This window comes from Aneurinibacillus sp. XH2, assembly GCF_001439585.2.
GTDB classification, from domain to species: Bacteria; Bacillota; Bacilli; order Aneurinibacillales; family Aneurinibacillaceae; genus Aneurinibacillus; species Aneurinibacillus thermoaerophilus.
In genome coordinates this window covers 2966674-2984063 of sequence record NZ_CP014140.1, presented here as the reverse complement: position 1 = coordinate 2984063, position 17390 = coordinate 2966674, and the positions used below count along the sequence as shown (strand labels likewise).

The following is a 17390-nucleotide window of genomic DNA, read 5'->3' as shown; positions in this document are numbered from 1 at the left end:
ATATTGCTTTGAGTATTATATGTTAAGGTTTATAATAATTGCAGGAGAAAACGGGAGATTCCCGAAGGCGAAGAGGGTGAGAAACATGAAAACGGCATCTTTTGTTCATTTGCATGTGCACAGTGAATATAGTTTGCTTGAAAGCGCGGCGCGCATTTGGCCGCTGGTGCACCGGGCGAAAGAGTTGGGGATGGAAGCGCTGGCAGTTACGGATTCCTCAGCGATGTACGGGGCTATCCCTTTTTATAAGGCGTGCAAAGCGGAAGGAATTAAGCCGATTCTTGGGACACAGCTTCAAATTAAAGATGAGACGAAAGAAGATGGACAGGTACATGGCCAGAAAGGATTTTCGTTGATTTTGCTTGCGGAGACGCTGGAAGGCTATCGTAACATTATGCGGCTGTTATCCCGCGCACATGCGGAAGGTGTGTATCACCCGGTGCTGGCAAAAGAAGCCTTGCACGGATGCACAGAAGGTATCATTGCACTGAGCGGGGCGCAGGATGGAGAAATTGGTTCGTTGTTGAGAGCAGGGAAAATGGATAAAGCGAAGGAAGTGGCTGAGGAATACAGGGCACTGTTTGGTTCAGAACATTTCTTCCTTGAGATTCAGGATCATCTTCTGGAAGAGCAAAGGCTTGTAAATCAGCGCACAGTCGATTTGAGCAGAGCTACCGGGATTCCGCTTGTAGCTACCAACAATGTACGTTATTTACGCGAAGAGGACGCTGACATTTTGGATATATTGCTTTGCATAGGCGAAGGGAAAAAGATAGATGATACAGAGCGGGCATACCAGACAAAGGAGTATTATTTAAAGAGCGCGGAAGAAATGAGCGAGCGTTTTATCTTTCTGCCAGAGGCGATTGAAAATACGGTCCGCATTGCTCGGCGTTGCCAGGTGGAGCTTCCGTTGGGTGAGACGATTTTGCCCCGTTTTCCTCTTCCAGACGGCCAAACCGCAGAAGAGTATTTGCAGAAAGTATGTGAAGACGGACTTCGTTTACGCTATGGTAACGATGCGAACGAAGAGGTTCGTGAACGGTTGGCTTACGAACTTAGTGTAATTAACCGCATGGGATTTGCCGACTATTTTTTGATTGTATGGGATTTTATCCGCTACGCGCGTGAACGAGGGATCGCGGTCGGGCCAGGCCGGGGATCGGCGGCGGGCAGTTTAGTCGCGTACGTGCTACAAATTACGAATATTGATCCGGTAAAATACAATCTCTTATTCGAACGTTTTTTAAATCCTGAGCGTATTAGTATGCCGGATATCGATGTGGATTTCAGCTACGAGCGCCGTGATGAAGTCATAAATTATGTAGTAAAAAAATACGGGGCTGATCGCGTAGCACAGATTATTACGTTTGGAACGATGGCGGCGCGTGCGGCTGTGAGGGATGTAGGGCGCGCGCTCGATATACCGCTGCGGGATGTAGATCGAATCGCGAAATTGATACCGGCTGAACCCGGCATTACACTGGATCGCGCGCTGAAAAGAAGCAAGGCTTTGTGTCAGGCGGTAACGAATAATCCGCAGACGAAGAAGCTGATCGAGCTTGCGCGTGCTGTGGAAGGGCTGCCACGGCACGTTTCCACTCATGCGGCCGGTGTGGTCATTTCGCGCGACCCTTTGACTGAGCACGTGCCGCTACAGCAGGGGCATGACGGGCATGCGTTGACACAGTATACGATGGAAGCGCTTGAAGATGTAGGGCTTCTAAAAATGGATTTTCTTGGATTGAAAAATTTAACGTTGCTTGAACAGGCCATTCGCCTTATCAAAGAGCAAGAAGGGATTAGCATTGATTTGGCGGCCATTCCTCTTGATGATACGCGTACGTACCGAATGCTTGCAGAAGCAGATACAGCAGGCGTCTTTCAACTGGAATCGGGGGGCATGCGTCGTGTGCTCAGGGAAGTAAAGCCGTCCAAGTTTGAGGATATCGTTGCTGTTTTAGCCCTGTTTCGTCCGGGGCCGATGGAGTTTATTTCGGATTTTGTAGCGGCCAAGCATGGCAGGCGGGAAGTGACCTATTTGCATCCTGTACTGGAACCGATCTTAAAGGAAACGTACGGCTTTATTCTTTATCAGGAACAAATTATGCAAATCGCTTCCAAGGTGGCTGGGTTTACGCTTGGCGAGGCCGATATTTTGCGCCGCGCGGTGTCAAAGAAAAAGCGTGAGTTATTGCAAGAGCAAAGGAAAAAGTTTGTCGATGGCGCGTTGAAACAAGGATACGATGATAAACTTGCCAACCAGCTGTATGACATGATTGTTCGTTTCGCTGATTATGGATTTAATCGGAGTCATAGCGCTGCGTATGCAATGATTGCGTACCATATGGCGTATATAAAAGCTAATCATCCAGTCGCATTTTTTGCGGCGTTGTTGACAATGGCGCAGGGAAATATGGACAAAGTAGCTGAGTATGTAGACGAATGCAAGAAGCGCTCCATTCCTGTGCTAGGGCCAGACGTTAACCGCAGCGAAACAGATTTTACAGTAGAAGACGGAAGCATTCGTTTTGGGCTTGGAGCAATTAAAAACGTCGGAGTGCAGGCGATTCGACGAATTCTAGAGGAGCGAGCCAAGCGCCCGTTTGTGGATTTGGCCGATTTCTGCATGCGCGTTGATCAGAGGGTGTGCAACCGACGTGTGCTGGAAGCGCTCATTAAAAGCGGAGCGATGGACAGCTTTCCCGGACATCGGGCGGCTTTGCTGGCCGCGCTGGACAGGGTGATTGAATGGGCGCAGCGCGCGCGGCGCAAGGAAGAAGAACAGATTGGCTTTTTAGTAAAACCGGAACAACATAATGAAGAGGTGCTAATGGTTCCGGACGTTTCGATTAATACCCCGGAATTTGGTTATGAAGAGAAGCTTTTGCAGGAAAAGGAATTGCTTGGCTTGTATATATCAGGCCATCCTCTGGATGAGTACCGCGAGGTGTGCGAGCACTTTTCGTTTCTCCCGCTTCACCGGCTTAAGGAAAAGCGGGAAAAGCAGCCGGTGCGTCTTGCTGGTATGGTATGCGCCGTACGCAACATTACTACACGCCAAGGACAACCGATGGCATTTGTACAGCTGGAAGATCAGACCTCGCGTGTAGAAATGGTTGTATTTCCGGGCGTTTACCATCATGCCATGCCGTTACTTCAGAGAGGAAAGTTGTTGGCGGTTGAAGGGAAAGCTAACAGACAAGGGGATGAAGTGAAATGTATCGCTGAACGGATTAAAGAGCTGACGGAAATCGCTTATACATTTACTCACAGTGATATACCTAGGGAAGCGTTTGAATCTCCACCTATGGTATTCATTAAAATCGAAGAGGCTGTGGAGAGCGATGTGGTCAAACTGCAAAATTTACAGCAGATTTTGCGCGCGGAGCGGGGGATGAGTCCGGTTATTCTCTATTACGCAGGAAAACGGCATTCTGTGCAATTGACGGAAGAATATAATATAACTCCTAAAAGTGATACTATTAGAAAAATTGAGAAAATAATTGGGGAAGGAATGGTTATTATTAAAAAACGGTAAATTTACGGTAAAAAACCCCTAGAAGCAGGTTCGATCAGGTTTACAGATTACTCTCTTTTGGTATAATGAGAGAATAATAAACGGAGTGGTCAGACCACTTTGATGAAATTCGGGGTTGAAGAGAGAAGGAGTTGTTAAAAAGGTGCCAAACATGCGTGAAGCAGCACTGAAGCTGCATAGAGAGAATCGAGGAAAAATTCGGGTGGAATCGAAAGTTTCGCTAAAGAGCACAGAAGATTTGAGTCTGGCTTATTCACCCGGAGTAGCTGAGCCGTGCAAGGATATTTTTGATAATCGTCAGAAAGTATATGAGTATACCGTGAAAGGAAATATGGTTGCTGTCGTTTCCGATGGTTCGGCGGTACTTGGTCTCGGAAACATCGGACCTGAAGGAGCGCTTCCGGTTATGGAAGGCAAAGCGGTTCTCTTCAAATCTTTTGCAGGTGTAGACGCGTTTCCAATTTGTTTGAACACGCAGGATCCGGAAGAAATTATCAAAACCGTAAAGTACCTGGAACCGACGTTTGGCGGCATTAATTTAGAAGATATCGCCGCTCCGAACTGCTTTATTATTGAAGAGCGGTTAAAGCAGGAATTGTCCATTCCCGTATTCCATGACGACCAGCATGGAACGGCGATTGTTACAGCAGCCGGGCTTTTGAACGCGCTCAAAATCGTCGGTAAAAAAATGGAGGATATTTCCGTTGTTGCAAATGGTGCGGGCGCAGCTGGTATCGCCATTATTAAGCTGCTTCTATTCATGGGTGTCAAAGAAGTCATTATGTGTGACTCGAAGGGTGCGATTTATGAAGGGCGTCCGTTTGGCATGAATCCGATCAAGGAAGAGATCGCGCGCATTACAAACCAGCGCAAAGTGGAAGGTACATTGGCCGATGTGCTGAAAGGAGCGGATGTGTTTATCGGCGTATCCGTCGCAGGATCGCTTACGCTAGAGATGGTACGGTCGATGAACGATAACCCGATTATTTTTGCAATGGCTAATCCGGTACCTGAGATTATGCCAGATTTAGCAAAAGAAGCGGGGGCTGCGGTAGTTGGCACAGGACGTTCGGATTTTCCGAATCAAGTGAACAATGTGCTTGCATTTCCGGGAATTTTTCGCGGAGCGTTGGAAGTTATGGCTACCGATATTAACGAAGAGATGAAGCTGGCCGCCGTACGTGCGATTGCAGACCTAATTAGAGATGAAGAACTGAAACCGGACTACATTATTCCTTCTCCGTTTGACCCTAGGGTGGCACCGCATGTAGCTGCCGAGGTTGCGAAAGCAGCGATGGATACCGGTGTAGCCAGAAAGGAGATCGACCCTGAACAAATCAAAGGACAGATGCTTTCCGCAGTACAAATACTATAAAAAAGCTGTTGATGATGATAAGGAGGAGCAATCCTCCTTTTTTGGCAATTAAAAATCAGCAAACAGGGTGAGTGCCGTGTCAAGTTTGCCCGAGCAGCGCAAAGTGTATCAGGAAATTCTTCTGGAAATAAATAAGATTATTAAAGAGGACGGATTAAAGCCGGGAGACAAGCTTCCTTCTGAGCGGGAACTGTCGGATCGGCTTCAGGTGGGACGTTCCTCGGTGCGAGAAGCGCTGCGGGCGCTCGAGCTCCTAGGATTGATTACGACCCGCCGTGGGGAAGGAACGTTTCTCCAACATTACCGACATAATCAGCTTATTAATGTTATGGGCGCATATATTTTAAAAGACTTTAAAACGAGAAGAGACGTAGTCGAAATGAGAAAAATACTGGAGCTTGATGCGGTTCGCTTGGCATGCAGCCGAGCCGGTGAAAAGCATTTCTCCGAGATGGAACGCATTATTTTGCAAGGTGAAGAAAAAATTAGGGAAGGCAAAGTGCCGACGGAGGAGGATTATTTGTTCCATAGGGCGATTTGCCGTGCGAGTCGTAATTCTGTATTACATCGGATATGGGTACCGTTGGTTGAGTATAGTAAGTCGGTGCGCGAACGTTCTCTTGCGCGTGAAGGAAGAGCAGAAGAAGGATTTAAGGAACACAGGGCGATTTTGGAAGCTATTCGAGCCGGTGACGAAGAAGAAGCTGTGCTCCGTATGGCGAACCATCTCGAAAACAGTATCTTATAGCCTTGAACGTACGTAAAGAACAATAAAGCAAAAGGTTTAGAATGGAACCAGATAACATATATTTGTTTAAGGAGGAAGACGGGATGTGGACGGTCATCTACATCGCCCCGAGCGCAAAAATCGCGGAAAAAATCCAAGACAAGCTAACAGCCGAAGGGTTCCTTGTGAAAATACGCCAATCCGGTGTCTCCAAGCAGTATGAAATTCTCGTTCCTGCGGGTGAGGTGGAAGAAGCGCAGGAAGTCTTGAGTACGATTCTTCATTGATACCTTAAGAGAGGTGTACTATTTTTTATGTTAAAAGATATTTTCTATAAAAAACGTCGGTACGCAACTGTACGTACGGGACAGGCCCAGGATCGGGGGGAGGAAAAAGCTGAAGTCAAGGAAGTGCCCGAAGGTCTGATGATTAAATGCGACAAGTGCGGTACAATTGCGTACGCCAAAGAACTTGAAAAAAATTTAAAAGTTTGCCAGGGTTGCGGCTATCATTTTCCAATGACAGCATTCGAGCGGATCGCGATGCTGTTGGATGAAGGGTATTTTTTCGAGTATGATAGCGAACTGCTCTCGACTGATCCGCTGAACTTTCCGGATTACTTATCGAAGCTAAAAAAGGATATGGAGACATCCGGCCTTTCTGAAGCGGTTGTAACGGGAGAAGGTACGATCAAAGGCTATCCGGTAGTTATCGCTGTTATGGATCCGCGCTTTCGCATGGGAAGCATGGGCTCGGTTGTTGGCGAAAAAATCACCCGTGCGGCTGAACAAGCGCTCGAGAAACGGTACCCATTCATTTTGTTTTCTGCTTCCGGCGGCGCGCGTATGCAAGAAGGCGTGCTCAGCCTGATGCAGATGGCAAAAACAAGCGCCGCTCTTGCTAGGCTGAACGAAGCGGGCGTTTTGTACATTTCCGTGATGACGAATCCGACTACTGGAGGGGTGTCGGCCAGCTTCGCTTCGTTAGGTGATTACAACTTTGCGGAGCCGGGGGCGTTGATCGGTTTTGCGGGGCGGCGCATTATTGAACAGACCATTCGCCAGGAGCTTCCGGAAGATTTTCAAACCGCGGAGTTTCTTCTAAAAAAAGGTCAGCTTGATAAAGTCATTCCCCGTCAAGAACTGCGTCATACGCTTGCTAAAATTCTTGATATGCATACGGTAAGGAGGGGAAGCTAATGGCTGGAGAATTATCATTTGAAAAGCCGCTCCTAGAATTAAACAGAAAAATTGAGGAATTGCGCAGATTTACGGAAGAAAAGGATATAGATTTTACGGATGAAATTGTAAAATTAGAAGCGAGGGCGAAAGCGCTGGCCCAGGAGATATACGGAAATTTGACGCCGTGGCAGCGCGTGCAGTTGGCTCGTCATCCGGAGCGTCCGACCACACTTGATTTTATCAATGCGTTATTTACTGATTTTATCGAACTGCATGGCGACCGTTTGTACGGGGATGATGCTGCCATCGTCGCCGGTATCGCTAAATTTAACGAGCAGCCTGTCACAGTAATAGGGCATCAGAAAGGAAAGGACACCAAAGAAAACATTGCGCGCAATTTCGGAATGCCGCACCCGGAAGGCTATCGCAAGGCGTTGCGTCTCATGCAGCAGGCGGACAAGTTCAACCGGCCGATTATTTGCTTTATTAACACGCCGGGCGCTTATCCGGGTAAAGCAGCGGAGGAACGTGGTCAAAGCGAAGCGATTGCACGTAATCTCCGCGAGATGGCCTCGTTTGGGGTACCAATTATTTGCATTGTGACCGGCGAGGGCGGAAGTGGTGGCGCATTGGCGCTTGGCATTGGTAACCGTTTATTAATGCTTGAGAACGCCTTTTACTCCGTCATTTCTCCGGAAGGGGCGGCGGCGCTTCTGTGGAAGGATGCATCCCAGGCACAACGCGCGGCTGAGTCGCTGAAAATTACGGCGCAAGACTTGTTTGAATTAGGAGTGGTGGACGAAATCGTGCCGGAGCCTATCGGTGGCGCGCACCGTAATTTTGCGGAAACAGTAACCGGCTTGCGTTCTGTGTTGCTCAAACATCTTGATGCGTTAAAAACCATGAGCCGAGAGGAACTGGTTGTTGATCGTTATCACAAATATAAAGCAATAGGACGGTATGCAGCCTTCACGGAATCTGTATAATATTTCATTCTTGATAGTTTGACATTCGTATTGTGGTGAGAGGATACATAAAGAATGTCGAACTATCAAATCAAATGTACATAGGAGGTCCGTAAACGATGCGAAAAACGAAGATTGTATGCACGATTGGCCCTGCAAGCGAATCGATTGAGACGTTGAAAGCATTGATGGAAGCAGGAATGAACGTTGCCCGCCTCAACTTTTCTCACGGCACGCACGAAGAGCACGGTGCGCGGATTGCCGCGGTTCGTAAGGCGGCATCTGAAGTGGGAAAAAACGTGGCGATTTTGCTTGATACGAAAGGACCGGAGATTCGTACAGGTGTGTTGGAGAGCCCGTCCGTTGAACTAATAGAAGGTGAAACGGTTGTACTGACGACGGAAGAGATCAAAGGAAATGAAAAGCGTGTATCCGTTACATATGCGGGACTTCCAAACGACGTGCATCCGGGATGCACGATTCTTATTGATGACGGCTTGATCGAGTTGACTGTCGAGAAAGTAGAGGGCACGGAGATATATTGTCGGATTCGTAACGGCGGGACGCTAAAAGATAGAAAAGGGGTCAATGTTCCCGGTGTGCAAATCAGGTTGCCGGGCATTACAGAAAAGGATGCTAAGGATATCGAGTTTGGTATTGAACAAGGCATTGATATTATCGCTGCTTCATTTGTCCGCAAGCCTGAAGATGTGTTGGAGATTCGCGAAATTTTGGAACGTCATAATGCGGATATTCAAATCATTTCAAAGATCGAAAATCATGAGGGAGTTAAAAACGCGGTCGACATTCTTGCTGTTTCAGACGGCTTGATGGTTGCTCGCGGAGATTTAGGAGTAGAAATTCCTGCGGAGGAAGTGCCGCTTGTACAAAAAGAATTAATTCGCCGTTGCAACGAGGCAGGCAAACCGGTGATCACGGCAACGCAGATGCTGGATTCGATGCAGCGTAATCCACGTCCGACACGCGCTGAAGCGAGCGATGTGGCGAACGCGATTTTCGACGGTTCAGACGCGATTATGCTTTCCGGTGAGACAGCAGCTGGTAAATATCCGATTGAAGCTGTGAAAACAATGAACCGAATCGCGGAACGAACAGAAGCTGCGCTTGCGTATCGCGAAATTTTGCACACACATTCGAGTGCGAAGCAGATGCACATTCCGGATGCACTAAGCCAGGCGGTAGCGAACGTGGCATTTGATTTGGATGCAGCCGCCATTATTACCGCAACAGAGAGCGGACACACGGCGCGAATGGTTTCGAAATTTCGTCCGAAAGCGCCGATTATCGCAGTTACTCCACATGAGCACGTATGCCGCAAGCTGGCGCTTGTGTGGGGCGTGATTCCGCTTTACAGCGAACCGACGGAAAGCACGGATGAAATGCTGGATATTTCCGTACGTACAGCTGTTCGTTCAGGTATTGTGAAGCGCGGTGATCTTGTCGTCATCACAGCGGGTGTACCGGTGCGTGAGTCGGGTACGACAAATCTTTTGAAAGTGCATATTGTCGGCGATGTTGTGGCCCGAGGTCAAGGCATTAGCCACAACACTGCCACAGGTAAGGTGTTGAAGGTAAAGAGCGGTGTCGAAATTCCGCCGGTTGGTGAGAAAGGGTACATCGTGGTAGCAAAAGGAACAGACCGCGATATGATGCCAGTTATTGAGAAGGCAGCTGCGCTGATCGTGGAAGAAGGAGGGCTTACTTCGCACGCTGCAGTGGTAGGGCTTAATCTTGGCATTCCAGTTGTTGTTGGCGTAGCGGATGCGATGAATTTGTTTTCGGATGGCGATGAAGTAACAGTGGACGCAGCAAGCGGTCGCATATATGCCGGATTTTCACAGATTTTGTAAAATGGGAGAAACGGTGGAGTGAAAGATGGTGACAGAAGGAAAAGAGAAGTGGTTTGAGACGACGCTCAGGGTTCGCTATCAGGAGACGGATCAGATGCAGGTTGTTTATCACGCCAATTATCTTGTATGGTTTGAAGTTGGGAGAACGGAAATGATCCGGCAGATGGGCTTCACTTATCGGCGGTTTGAAGATATGGGATTTATGCTTCCACTTTCAGAGGCACACGTAAAATATAAACGTTCGGCCCGTTATGATGATGAAATTCTTATCAGAACGAGGGTGATTCGTTGTGAAGGCGTTCGCCTTTTGCTTGGATATGAAGCGTTGAGGCTACCGGATCGCGAGCTTCTAGCCTCAGGTGAGACACATCATATCTGGACGACGACCGATTTAAAGCCGGTGCGTCTGGAGAGACATGCGCCGGAAGTGTACCGCTTGATGAAGCAATACGAATGGTAAAAGGAAGGGGGAAGAAGACATGCTGCGCGTATTTATAGCGATATTGCTGATCGTGCCTGTGCTTGAAATTTGGTTGCTAGCGGCCGTCGGAAAAGGTATTGGCTGGCTTCCGACGCTTTTGCTTTGCATTCTGACAGGGGTGATAGGAGCGTGGCTCGCCAAGCGCCAAGGATTGCAAATTTTTCAGTTGGCGCAGGTACAGTTCAGCCGGGGTGAGTTGCCGGGTGAAGCGATTTTGGACGGCATTTGTGTGTTCGCCGGCGGCCTTCTTCTCCTGACCCCCGGATTTTTTACCGATATTGCTGGATTTTTGCTTTTGATTCCATATACGAGAGGAATCGCCAAATTGTTCATGAAGAGATGGCTGTATAAAAAAATTCAGTCCGGCAACACTCAAATATTTATATGGAACCGATTCAACCGATTTTAAGATAGTCGATAGTACGCCCTTTTTTTCGTACTCTTTAACATTCTGCTCGGCGAATGGTTTTGCTGCATAATGTTAATACATACAAAGAAGAGCGCATCACGCCGTAACGCTGCCGGTTAGCTTCTTTTCCAGCATAAGGCAATCCTGTCCTTCTTTCGAGGACAGGATTGCCTTTTCTGTTTTGTGGACGCCTTTTTTTACAGTTCTGGCGGTTTTCCTTTTATATATTTCCACGTATCGCGGAAGATACCCGCGTTGCGCAGTGCGTTAATAATCACCAGCAGCACGGGGCCGAGAATAAGGCCAAGGAATCCGAATAGTTTCAGTCCGACGAAGAGCGCGATGAGCGTAAACAACGGATCAAGACCAACATTCGTAGCGACGATTTTAGGTTCCATAATTTGCCTTTGTATGATTACGATTGCGTACAGAATAGCAAGTCCGATAGCAAGACGGAGATCTCCTGCGAAGGCGGCGTATGCAATCCACGGTACGAATACTGCCCCTGTTCCCAGATACGGCATTAAATCGACCAAACCGGTAAGAAGACCAATGGATACAGCATACGGAACGTCGAGAATGAGCAACCCAACGATCACAATCATAGAGGTAATGGAAACAAGTGTAAGTTGCGCTTTCACGAAACCAAAGAGCGCTTTTTGCAAATCAGTCAATATTCGTGCGCCTTTGTTCGTGAACTCGACGGGAACCATGCTTTTTGCTTTGCTTATCATTTTATGGTAGTCCTTGCTTATAAAAAAGGCAGATAGAATCGAAATAACGAATACAGTCGCCATATTGGGAATGGAGCTTAGAAAATTACTGATGCCGGTAAGAATTGTTTTCGTCATATTTGTTCCGGCCTGGGCAATCTTGGTCAGAGCCTTTCCTGCATTTTCCTGTATTTTTTGCTGGTATCCCTCATCAAGACTGCTGTACAGGCTGACAAAGTGTTCATACAGACTGGATTGCAAACTGCGCGATATGAAATTTTTAGCATAATTGGAAAGTTGATCGATGTATATCGGCAGCATTTCGAGCAATTTTCCTATTTCAATGACAACTTGTGCGACAAGTATAGTAATGATGCCAACCAGAACGGCGATCACTATCGTAAGCATGACGGTTACGGCAAGCCAGCGTGGCCAGCGTGCCCGCTTCTCCAGCATATCTACCGGACGGTTAATTGCATATGCAATGATAAAACCGATGATGAAAGGATATAATAAAGGAGCAAAAAAGATTGTGAGTCTGTACGTGGCGTACAGAATACCCATCACAAGTAAGAAACGGAGCACCTGAAACATTCGATGGTAAATAAGAGGATTCATTCCGACCTCCTTATACATAGCCAGACTAATGATTAGCACTTTCACAAATTTCTATTTTAGGTTATGATAATTGTGAACAAAAAAGCAAGCTTTCTGCTTGTTGTGGAAGATTTCACATTTTTTTTAGGAAACATTCACAAACCCGCTGAAATATTCTATAATTATTCTGAAACTAAAGACGTATCTTCTCTCTTTTTTTATGCCTACAGAGTTTTCCGGGAAAAGAGAGAGGATATTTCTGAGGGCGTCCGACAGATAAAATTATAGGGATAAAGGAGAGATAATACTATGTCAGCAAAAGGATTAGAAGGAATTGTAGCAGCCCAGTCTTCCATTAGTTCCATTATTGACGGGGTGCTTACATATGCAGGTATCAATATTGATGAACTTGCCGAAAACGCTTCATTTGAAGAAGTTGTGTACTTATTGTGGCATGGTCGCCTTCCGAAGGCTAATGAACTTAGCCAGCTGAAAAAAGACTTGGCTGAAAATGCTGCGATTCCTGAAGATGTAATCACGCTGTTAAAAACTATCCCTGAAGGAAATCATCCGATGGCTGTTCTGCGCACAGCGATTTCCGCTCTGGCTCTGTATGATCCGGAAGCTCAAGATATGTCTCGGGAAGCAAATCTACGCAAAGCAACTCGCCTGCAGGCGAAAGTAGCAACCGTCGTTGCGGCTTACCACCGTATCCGTCAGGGGAAAGAAGTAGTGGCTCCGCACGCGGAATTTGGCTACGCGCAAAATTTTCTATACATGCTGAACGGAGAAGAGCCGGATCAAATCGCGATCGATGCGCTTGATACGGCACTTGTCCTGCATGCTGACCATGAGCTGAATGCATCCACGTTTGCTGCTCGTGTTACAGTAGCTACTCTGTCTGATATTTATTCCGGAATTACATCTGCAATCGGCGCTTTGAAAGGACCGCTACACGGAGGAGCGAACGAAGCGGTAATGGCCATGCTTGAAGAAATTAAAGACCCGGGCAATGCGGAAAGCTATATTCGTAATAAACTTGCTAATAAGGAAAAAATCATGGGATTTGGTCATCGCGTATACAAAGATGGTGACCCGCGCGCGAAGCATCTGCGTAAAATGTCTGAAAAGCTAACAAAGCTTACAGGTCAGCCGCAGTGGTATGAGATGTCCGTGAAAATTGATGAATTGGTAACGGCTGAAAAAGGATTAAAGCCGAATGTAGACTTTTATTCCGCGTCTGTATATCACAGCTTAGGTATTCCGCGTGATCTGTTCACGCCGATTTTCGCGATCAGCCGTATGTCTGGATGGACAGCCCATATCTTAGAGCAATATGAGAACAACCGCCTCATTCGTCCGCGCGCCGAATATGTTGGACCGGTAAACGCGCATTACGTTCCACTTGAGGAACGCTAAAACATAAATAAAGTTTAGGTGAGGGGTTACCGTAAGGCAGGCCCCTCTCCTGCTTTTGCCATAATTGTGTTGTAGGGAAACCTCACGCGCTTAATACATATTTAGGAGGGGTAAAGGTGTCCATTTTTGAAAAATATGAAATGCCTACACACGGAGAGAAAATCACGGTAGACAGCACAGGCAAGTTGAATGTTCCAGACAATCCGATCATTCCTTTTATTGAAGGAGATGGCACGGGTCCGGACATCTGGAACGCGGCGGTTCGCGTTCTTGACGCAGCAGTAGAGAAAGCATACAAAGGCCAGAAGAAAATTGCGTGGTACGAAGTATACGCGGGGGAAAAAGCGTTCAACAAATACGGCGAATGGCTTCCAAATGACACATTGAAGGCTATCAACGAATATCTTGTCGCTATCAAAGGCCCGCTGACAACGCCGGTTGGCGGAGGTATCCGTTCTATTAACGTAGCGCTGCGCCAGGAATTGGACTTATATGCGTGCGTGCGGCCGGTGCAGTATTTCAAAGGCGTACCTTCTCCTGTAAAACACCCTGAACTGACAAACATGGTTATTTTCCGCGAGAATACGGAAGATATTTACGCTGGTATCGAATGGAGCGCGGACAGCGAAGAAGTGAAAAAAGTGATCGCGTTTCTGCAAAACGAAATGGGCGTTAAGAAAATCCGCTTCCCGGAAACGTCCGGAATCGGTGTAAAACCTGTTTCCCAAGAAGGGACAAGCCGCCTTGTGCGCGCCGCTATTCAATATGCGATTGACAACAATCGCAGGAGCGTAACATTGGTGCATAAAGGCAATATCATGAAGTTTACTGAAGGCGCGTTTAAAAACTGGGGATACGAGGTGGCGGAAAAAGAATTCGGCGACAAAGTATTCACTTGGGCGCAATACGACCGTATTGCCGCAGAATTGGGTAAAGATGCGGCAAACAAAGCGCAGGAAGAAGCGGAAGAAGCAGGGAAAATTATTGTAAAAGATTCTATCGCTGACGCGTTCCTACAACAAATCTTGACTCGTCCTGCCGAGTACGATGTGGTAGCTACGTTGAACTTGAACGGTGATTACATTTCAGATGCGTTGGCTGCTCAGGTTGGTGGCATTGGTATTGCGCCGGGCGCAAACATTAACTATGTAACCGGTCGTGCAATTTTTGAGGCAACTCATGGCACTGCTCCGAAGTATGCAGGACTTGATAAAGTAAATCCGTCTTCTGTTATTCTATCCGGTGAAATGATGCTCCGTCATTTGGGCTGGACAGAGGCAGCCGACTTGGTTATCAGCGCGATTGAAAAAACAATCTCTTCCAAGCAAGTAACATACGATTTCGCTCGTCTCATGGAAGGTGCAACTGAGCTGAAATGCTCTGAATTTGGCGATGCACTAATTAAGAACATGTAATTTAAAACTTGCTTTTTATGGGGCAACGCATACACATCGTGTATATGTTTCCCCTTCCTTATGTGTTCTACATGCTTATGCATGTGAAACATTCTATAAATTGCATTCAATCAGGAGGAGACCGTTATGTCTTTCACTCGTAAGAAAATCGCTGTTATCGGTTCTGGATTCACTGGAGCAACTACCGCATTCATGCTGGCTCAAAAAGAACTCGGAGACGTCGTACTTGTTGACATTCCGCAAATGGAAAATCCGACAAAAGGTAAGGCATTGGACATGGCCGAAGCAGGCCCGGTTCAAGGATTTGATGCTCGCATTACAGGTACTTCCAACTATGAAGAAATCAAAGATGCTGATCTTGTGATCGTAACGGCAGGTATTGCGCGTAAGCCTGGCATGAGCCGCGATGACCTTGTCAATACAAACGCAGGCATTATGAAATCCGTGGGCGAGCAAATTAAGAAATATGCGCCGAACAGCACAATTATTGTATTGTCTAACCCGGTAGATGCGATGACGTACACGATTTACAAAACGACTGGTTTTCCGAAAAACCGCGTAATCGGCCAGTCCGGTGTGCTTGATACAGCACGTTTCCGTACATTCGTAGCGATGGAACTGAATATCTCCGTTAAAGACGTAACAGGTTTTGTGCTTGGCGGCCATGGCGATACAATGGTGCCGCTTGTACGTTATTCCTATGCTGGTGGTATCCCGCTTGAAACATTGATTCCAAAAGATCGCCTGGATGCTATTGTTGATCGTACACGCAATGGCGGCGCGGAAATTGTAAACCTCCTGGGTAATGGTTCCGCTTACTATGCTCCGGCTGCTTCTCTGGTAGAAATGGCTGAAGCCATCCTGAAAGATCAGAAGCGTATTTTGCCTGCTATCGCTTATTTGGAAGGTGAATATGGCTACAACGATCTGTACCTTGGTGTACCGACATTGCTCGGCAAAGACGGTATCGAAAAAGTATACGAACTTGAACTTACTGCAGAAGAAAAAGCGGCGCTCGACAAATCCGCTGATGCCGTTCGCAACGTCATAGGTGTATTGAAATTTGACTAATTTGATCCATGTGATTTTCGATAAGAGTCCGGTGCGTATCCGGGCTCTTTTTTTGAGGCGACGAATAAGAAAAGAGAGCCATCAATAAAAGGTGTAGCTCTCTGATATCCTTGTAGCTATTGATTTGTTGCAAGGATTCCCAATTTCGACTCCAATAAACGCTTATTGTGAAGTACGCTGTTATCTTCCGGTCTATATTTGCGAGCTTCTTCATTATGTTCGTAAGCTTTTTGATAATCGCCTAAATAATAATGACAAATACATAGTTGCAGGTGGGGATACCAGGTATGATAGGCAGGGTAGCTAAAGCTCCATTGATCGGAATCGATCGTTAACCGCGTGGCAAATTCAAACCAAGCGGCCGCTGTTTTGTAGTCTTTTTTACGGAGAAAATGATATCCGATCCGGCAAATGGCTTCCGCTTTCGGTTTTGCATACTGAAAACTTTTTAATAATGAGGTGAGTTCATTTGGAAAATCTCCTAAACTGCGGTAGCAATCCGCCATAAAAATGCAAGCATATATCTTGTCTTCGACCCATCCTTCTTCCAATGCGAGGTTATTTTGATAACTTTCAATCGCCTTTTCACCGATTGTAATGCCAGGCAAGAGTGTAGCATTATTGCCTATTTTTGCTCCGCGCTTGATCATTGGCCCTTTATGCGGGTAATTTCCCATTCCCATATACTTATCATTTGATGAGGAACAGCATGGGCCAATGAATACCTCATCTTCGATGATCATGTTTGCCGTAATATAGCTACCCGTTTGAATCGTTACTCTTTTGCCAATCGCAGTAGCTGGTTCAACAATCACGTTGCGTCCGATAATACTGGATTCTTCGACGACTACATCTTCTCGGATACTGCTTAAATCCCCGATCAGAACATCTTCGTGCAAAACAACGCCATAATAGATCTCTTTAGCCCCCTAGAGAAGTTGGACACTAAGGGTGTATTTTGATTACACTTATAGTGACAGAGGGGGAAGACATCAATGACAAGAAGAAAGTATTCGATTGATTTCAAAAAACAAGTGGTGAAAGAAGCGAAAGAGAAGAAAAGGGGACATGCCCTGCGCGAAAAACAGCGGCAGATGGCTTGTTATTCCCTTTTTTCAGGCTATAGGCAGGGCCCATCGTAGCCTTTCCTCTCTCCTTTTCTTACCCTCTTACTACCATACACATGTCGAAACATTAAGCCAGATGTATATAAATTCCCTGCTAAATGACAGGGATTACCACATAAATGAAATAGCTAAAAAGCAAGAGACATCGTTTGGCATACGTCAACAATTGCTAAGTAGTCGTCGTATTTCACTCTTTTCACCTCTCACATGGATTTTCTGTTCAACTTATTGCAGGATATGATTTTCATATTTATAAAGTTTATAAAGAATGAAAAAACAGGCGTTTGGAAAAGCCTCTTCAAGTGATTGTGAACTTCAAAAGCGGATTCAGGATTTGGAGAAAGAGCGCGCCTTGCGTGAAGAACAACTGCGGCTGGCTTGCCATTCGCCTTCTTCCAGGTTTCAGGCAGAAAAAGTGTGCTGCGTTCAAATGGTTATGCCGGATGAGGAGAAAGCTCTTCTTGCTTCTTATTTTTTCGATAAGGTATGATAACTTTG

At 46.6% G+C, this 17390-nt stretch carries 16 protein-coding genes; 14 read left to right on the top strand and 2 right to left on the bottom strand.

Features of this window, described 5'->3' with window-relative positions:
- Positions 1-85: 85 nt before the first annotated feature.
- The 9 genes from ACH33_RS14785 (at position 86) to ACH33_RS14745 (ending at position 10550) form a co-directional block, all read left to right on the top strand.
- Entirely contained in the window at positions 86-3541 is a 3456-nt protein-coding gene (locus ACH33_RS14785; protein WP_057899706.1) for a DNA polymerase III subunit alpha, read from the top strand.
- A gap of 142 nt (positions 3542-3683) precedes the next feature.
- A complete protein-coding gene (locus ACH33_RS14780) occupies positions 3684-4916 on the top strand; it encodes an NADP-dependent malic enzyme (RefSeq protein ID WP_057899705.1) in 1233 nt (410 codons plus the stop codon).
- A 76-nt stretch (positions 4917-4992) separates the two neighbouring features.
- The gene (locus tag ACH33_RS14775; protein WP_057899704.1) at positions 4993-5664 is read left to right on the top strand and encodes a FadR/GntR family transcriptional regulator; all 672 of its coding nucleotides are present in this window, start codon (positions 4993-4995) and stop codon (positions 5662-5664) included.
- A gap of 83 nt (positions 5665-5747) precedes the next feature.
- Positions 5748-5930, top strand: a complete 183-nt coding sequence (locus tag ACH33_RS14770; RefSeq protein ID WP_057899703.1) for a hypothetical protein — start codon at positions 5748-5750, stop codon at positions 5928-5930.
- Positions 5931-5957: 27 nt separating this feature from the next.
- Complete coding sequence (gene accD, locus ACH33_RS14765) at positions 5958-6842, top strand: acetyl-CoA carboxylase, carboxyltransferase subunit beta (RefSeq protein WP_057899702.1); 885 nt, start codon at positions 5958-5960, stop codon at positions 6840-6842.
- Positions 6842-7810, top strand: coding sequence for an acetyl-CoA carboxylase carboxyltransferase subunit alpha (locus tag ACH33_RS14760; RefSeq protein WP_057899701.1), 969 nt, complete (start codon positions 6842-6844; stop codon positions 7808-7810). The genes accD and ACH33_RS14760 overlap by 1 nt, the downstream gene beginning before the upstream one ends.
- Before the next feature lie 98 nt (positions 7811-7908).
- The gene (gene pyk / locus ACH33_RS14755; protein WP_057899700.1) at positions 7909-9660 is read left to right on the top strand and encodes a pyruvate kinase; all 1752 of its coding nucleotides are present in this window, start codon (positions 7909-7911) and stop codon (positions 9658-9660) included.
- 25 nt (positions 9661-9685) lie between these two features.
- Positions 9686-10120, top strand: a complete 435-nt coding sequence (locus ACH33_RS14750) for an acyl-CoA thioesterase (RefSeq protein WP_057899699.1) — start codon at positions 9686-9688, stop codon at positions 10118-10120.
- Between the two features lie 19 nt (positions 10121-10139).
- Positions 10140-10550 carry an FxsA family protein gene (locus ACH33_RS14745; protein WP_057899698.1) on the top strand — a complete coding sequence of 137 codons (411 nt, stop codon included), beginning with the start codon at positions 10140-10142 and terminating at the stop codon, positions 10548-10550.
- Between the two features lie 197 nt (positions 10551-10747).
- On the opposite strand, the gene ytvI is transcribed toward ACH33_RS14745, so the two are convergent.
- Positions 10748-11881, bottom strand: coding sequence for a sporulation integral membrane protein YtvI (gene ytvI / locus ACH33_RS14740; protein WP_057899697.1), 1134 nt, complete (start codon positions 11879-11881; stop codon positions 10748-10750).
- A gap of 288 nt (positions 11882-12169) precedes the next feature.
- On the opposite strand from ytvI, the gene citZ reads away from it, so the two are divergent.
- The 3 genes from citZ (at position 12170) to mdh (ending at position 15765) form a co-directional block, all read left to right on the top strand.
- A complete protein-coding gene (gene citZ, locus ACH33_RS14730; RefSeq protein ID WP_057899695.1) occupies positions 12170-13279 on the top strand; it encodes a citrate synthase in 1110 nt (369 codons plus the stop codon).
- 140 nt (positions 13280-13419) lie between these two features.
- Positions 13420-14694: an NADP-dependent isocitrate dehydrogenase gene (icd, locus tag ACH33_RS14725; RefSeq protein ID WP_091259842.1), complete on the top strand. Its 1275-nt coding sequence runs from the start codon at positions 13420-13422 to the stop codon at positions 14692-14694.
- Between the two features lie 126 nt (positions 14695-14820).
- On the top strand, positions 14821-15765 hold the full coding sequence (gene mdh, locus ACH33_RS14720) for a malate dehydrogenase (RefSeq protein ID WP_057899694.1): 945 nt from the start codon (positions 14821-14823) through the stop codon (positions 15763-15765).
- A 116-nt stretch (positions 15766-15881) separates the two neighbouring features.
- Here the strand turns inward: mdh and ACH33_RS14715 are convergent, their stop codons facing one another.
- Entirely contained in the window at positions 15882-16664 is a 783-nt protein-coding gene (locus ACH33_RS14715) for an N-acetyltransferase (RefSeq protein WP_057899693.1), read from the bottom strand.
- A gap of 96 nt (positions 16665-16760) precedes the next feature.
- Here ACH33_RS14715 and ACH33_RS19465 point away from each other — a divergent pair, with 96 nt between their 5' ends.
- Both ACH33_RS19465 and ACH33_RS14710 read left to right on the top strand, forming a co-directional pair.
- Positions 16761-16907, top strand: coding sequence for a hypothetical protein (locus ACH33_RS19465; protein ID WP_156424090.1), 147 nt, complete (start codon positions 16761-16763; stop codon positions 16905-16907).
- A 253-nt stretch (positions 16908-17160) separates the two neighbouring features.
- Positions 17161-17382 carry a hypothetical protein gene (locus tag ACH33_RS14710; protein WP_057899692.1) on the top strand — a complete coding sequence of 74 codons (222 nt, stop codon included), beginning with the start codon at positions 17161-17163 and terminating at the stop codon, positions 17380-17382.
- Positions 17383-17390 lie beyond the last annotated feature (8 nt).